Source organism: Marinobacter segnicrescens, assembly GCF_900111555.1.
GTDB lineage: Bacteria > Pseudomonadota > Gammaproteobacteria > Pseudomonadales > Oleiphilaceae > Marinobacter > Marinobacter segnicrescens.
On sequence record NZ_FOHZ01000058.1, the window covers coordinates 1 to 3,249 of the forward strand.

Consider the following 3,249-nt stretch of genomic DNA (forward strand, 5'->3'; position numbering starts at 1 on the left):
CGGGTCAGCGCCGCAGTCAGAGTGGTCTTACCATGGTCAACGTGACCGATGGTGCCCACGTTCAGGTGCGGCTTGTTACGCTCAAATTGCTTCTTAGACATTCGACCAATCTCCCTAATCAACTGGACAGTAACGTTGACCGGATAAAAATGGAGCTCATGGGCGGATTTGAACCGCCGACCTCACCCTTACCAAGGGTGTGCTCTACCAACTGAGCTACATGAGCATTGAACCAATCTGGAGCGGGCAGCGGGAATCGAACCCGCGTCATCAGCTTGGAAGGCTGAGGTAATAGCCACTATACGATGCCCGCATCAATAAGTGGTGGAGGGGGCAGGATTCGAACCTGCGAAGGCTGAGCCGTCAGATTTACAGTCTGATCCCTTTGGCCACTCGGGAACCCCTCCAGAGGTATCCCTGATTCCGAGACACTTCATAAAACTTAAGTGGAGCTGGCGGACGGAATCGAACCCCCGACCTGCTGATTACAAGTCAGCTGCTCTACCAACTGAGCTACGCCAGCTCACATTCGCCTCATCAGCGAGGCCGGTATACTACGGATTTTTTTTAGCGGTTGCAACACCTTCACAATCACTAAATTCAATCAGTTGTAGCTCGGCATCACTTTTGGCGGGGGGAAGGCCCTGGCCCTGCAATTCAGGCTGGGGCACCCCCTCAAAAACGAGCGCGTAGCTTATACGATTTCGGGGGAACTTTACCAGTGTTGCATCGATATTTTCGGCCTGTCTTTCGCTAAGAATTCGCTCTGCCGAGACCCTGGACCGGAACAGTCCCAGAGATATAGCGTTTTCGTTCTCTCCGGAAGGTACCACGTACGCTTCAATGCCCTTATTTACGAGCTCCCGATATAACGCCATCGCCTCATCCCGAGAAGGCAGGGGCGGAATAATCACCCAGTGAAAAGGCTCAAGCTCCTCGCTTCTCTCTTGTACACCACCGAAACGCAAGGACGGAAATCGCACGAGCATCTCGTTGCGATAAGCGAGGGCCTCCGCCTGTTCGTTGAACCAGCCTATCCCGTAACAGGCAGCAGCAGACTCCGGCCCGGCCTGCCCGGATCCAGGCGGCATCAGGGCGTCAGAGCTCCCCTCAGCATATTCAGTCGCATCCACTATCAACCGGGACGAAGCCTCGTCCTCCCTCGGTTCAGCCTGACCGTTTACCCACTCATCAATCAACTTTATCTCGGCAACCCGAGGTAGCTTTCCTTCCTGTACGGGACGGACATTATCCTGCCCGGAGGACGACAACCACCAAAACAGCCCAATATTAATCAACAGCAGTAAAAGGGCGACCCAGCGCATCAGCAATTCGCCACCTGAGCCAGGCCGTCCAGAACCAGGTCGGGAGATAACCGAACCGGCAGCGCCGGATCGGCAGATTCGCTAAGGGCCTTCTTTATATAGGGCCCATCGCCGCCGGTCACCATGACCGGCACCGTGGTTTTACGACCTAACTCTATCGCCAATGCACGAAGGAGCCAGTTAACACCATGGAGAACGCACTCACCGGTTGTCTGACCGGGAGAAACCGACGCTAGCGTCTGCTCTCGCTGGAACAGCACCCTTGCGGTTTTCTGACTCAAGGCATCCAGCATAAGGTTTTTTCCTGGCAGAATATAACCACCCTCATGCCGCCCGCTGGCGTCGATCCAGTCCACAGTAATCGCGCTGCCGGCATCGATTACGACACAGGCACCTTTGAAGACCTCCCAGGCGGCGACCATCGCGTGCCACCGGTCTGCCCCCATCGCTGAAGGGTTTTCATAGGCGCAGACAAGGTCGCCAAACCGCGGTTCAGTCCAGAAGAACCGCACCGGTACCTGGGTGTGCAACTTGATAGCACGCACCAGTGCTTCCCTTGCAGACTCGGAGCGTACTGTACAAATGGCGACAAAATCGACTTGCGTCCAGAGTCTGTCATCCATCTCGCGGAAAAGCCCTGCGGTTTCTGCTACATCCACGCCAGAACAGACAATGTCCGCGCGGTCCCGCAGCTGCCACTTAATGCGCGAGTTTCCGGCATCCAGCAACAGTTTCATTCCGCCACCCGGAGGCTGATCTCACCGGCGTATATGCGCTCAACGCTGCTGTCAGTGCTGATCATGTAGTTGCCAGACTCGTCGACGCCCTCGCCGACACCGGAGAGGTTACCACTGGTGGCAACCAGCTTACGCCCTCTGAAAGCGTCGTACCGATTCCACGGCTCTGCGAATGGCCCAAAACCGGATGCCTCGAAAACGGATAGATGCCCTAACAGGCGATTGAGAACGCTGGCTGCCAGGTCATCCCGCCGCCAGTCCGCTTCCGGGGCACTCAAGTCCAGGCTTGTCCAGGGTTGATCCACCGACTCAGCCTCCAGCATATGTACGTTCACACCGATACCGACTATAACCCGGACAGCCCCCTCAAGCTCCCCTTGCAACTCAATCAGGATCCCGGCCAGCTTTTTACCGTCAACCAGCAGGTCGTTGGGCCACTTGAGTGCTGGGTTTGCCAGCCCCTTGTCGGCAAGCGCCTCCAGTAACGCCAGGCCAGCCACAAGGCTGAGACCATCCAGTTCGGTGAAGCCACGATTCATGGAGATGCCGACGCTCATATAGAGATTCTGGCCGGCAGGACTTTGCCATACACGGCCACGACGGCCCCGTCCCTGCTGCTGGCTGTCAGCAACCGAGACCAGCAATCCCCGCTCACCTTCCTGCCAGCGCCGGGTTATATCCGAATTGGTGGAGTCAATCTGGTCATGGACACGGAGCGCCATTTGCCGTCTGGCAGACTCGTTCAGCCCCTGCTCGATTCCTTCCCGGGTCACCAGATCCATCGGCGCGGCCAACTGATAGCCACGGCCACGAATCGTTTCCACCGGAATGCCTTTATCGATTAATTTGCGGACCTGCTTCCAGATTGCAGTACGACTGACGCCCAGGATTTCAGCAAGGGATTCCCCGGAATGTACGGCACCGTCGGAGAGTAACTTCAGTAATGGTCTGGTATTCATGGGTCTGCCTGGTGGCTGATGATCAAGAAGGTTTCAAGGGCTGGATTAAACTACAGAGGGAGGGAAAAGACAAAAAGGCTTTGCGCTGAAGCACCGCAGGCTCTCAAACCCATAAAAAAACCCCGGCAGCTTACGCTGTCGGGGTTTTGGGATTAAGAGCCTGACGATGACCTACTCTCGCATGGGCAACGCCACACTACCATCGGCGCTGGTCTGTTTCACTGCTGA

At 56.3% G+C, this 3,249-nt stretch carries 4 protein-coding genes and 4 tRNA genes; all 8 read right to left on the reverse strand.

Annotation, left to right across the window (positions count from 1 at the left end; genetic code table 11):
* Nucleotides 1-101, reverse strand: a 101-nt coding sequence (locus BM036_RS19480; RefSeq protein ID WP_245742754.1) for a GTP-binding protein, incomplete at its 3' end; no start/stop codon positions are given.
* A gap of 49 nt (nucleotides 102-150) precedes the next feature.
* Nucleotides 151-226 (reverse strand) — tRNA-Thr (locus BM036_RS19485).
* 12 nt (nucleotides 227-238) lie between these two features.
* Nucleotides 239-313 (reverse strand) — tRNA-Gly (locus BM036_RS19490).
* A 9-nt stretch (nucleotides 314-322) separates the two neighbouring features.
* A tRNA-Tyr gene (locus tag BM036_RS19495) sits at nucleotides 323-407 on the reverse strand.
* A 40-nt stretch (nucleotides 408-447) separates the two neighbouring features.
* Nucleotides 448-523: transfer RNA gene (locus BM036_RS19500), tRNA-Thr, on the reverse strand.
* A gap of 31 nt (nucleotides 524-554) precedes the next feature.
* Entirely contained in the window at nucleotides 555-1,325 is a 771-nt protein-coding gene (locus BM036_RS19505; protein ID WP_091855286.1) for an SPOR domain-containing protein, read from the reverse strand.
* On the reverse strand, nucleotides 1,325-2,062 hold the full coding sequence (locus BM036_RS19510; RefSeq protein WP_091855287.1) for a type III pantothenate kinase: 738 nt from the start codon (nucleotides 2,060-2,062) through the stop codon (nucleotides 1,325-1,327). The genes BM036_RS19505 and BM036_RS19510 overlap by 1 nt, the downstream gene beginning before the upstream one ends.
* On the reverse strand, nucleotides 2,059-3,021 hold the full coding sequence (locus BM036_RS19515) for a biotin--[acetyl-CoA-carboxylase] ligase (RefSeq protein ID WP_091855288.1): 963 nt from the start codon (nucleotides 3,019-3,021) through the stop codon (nucleotides 2,059-2,061). The genes BM036_RS19510 and BM036_RS19515 overlap by 4 nt, the downstream gene beginning before the upstream one ends.
* Nucleotides 3,022-3,249: the final 228 nt, after the last annotated feature.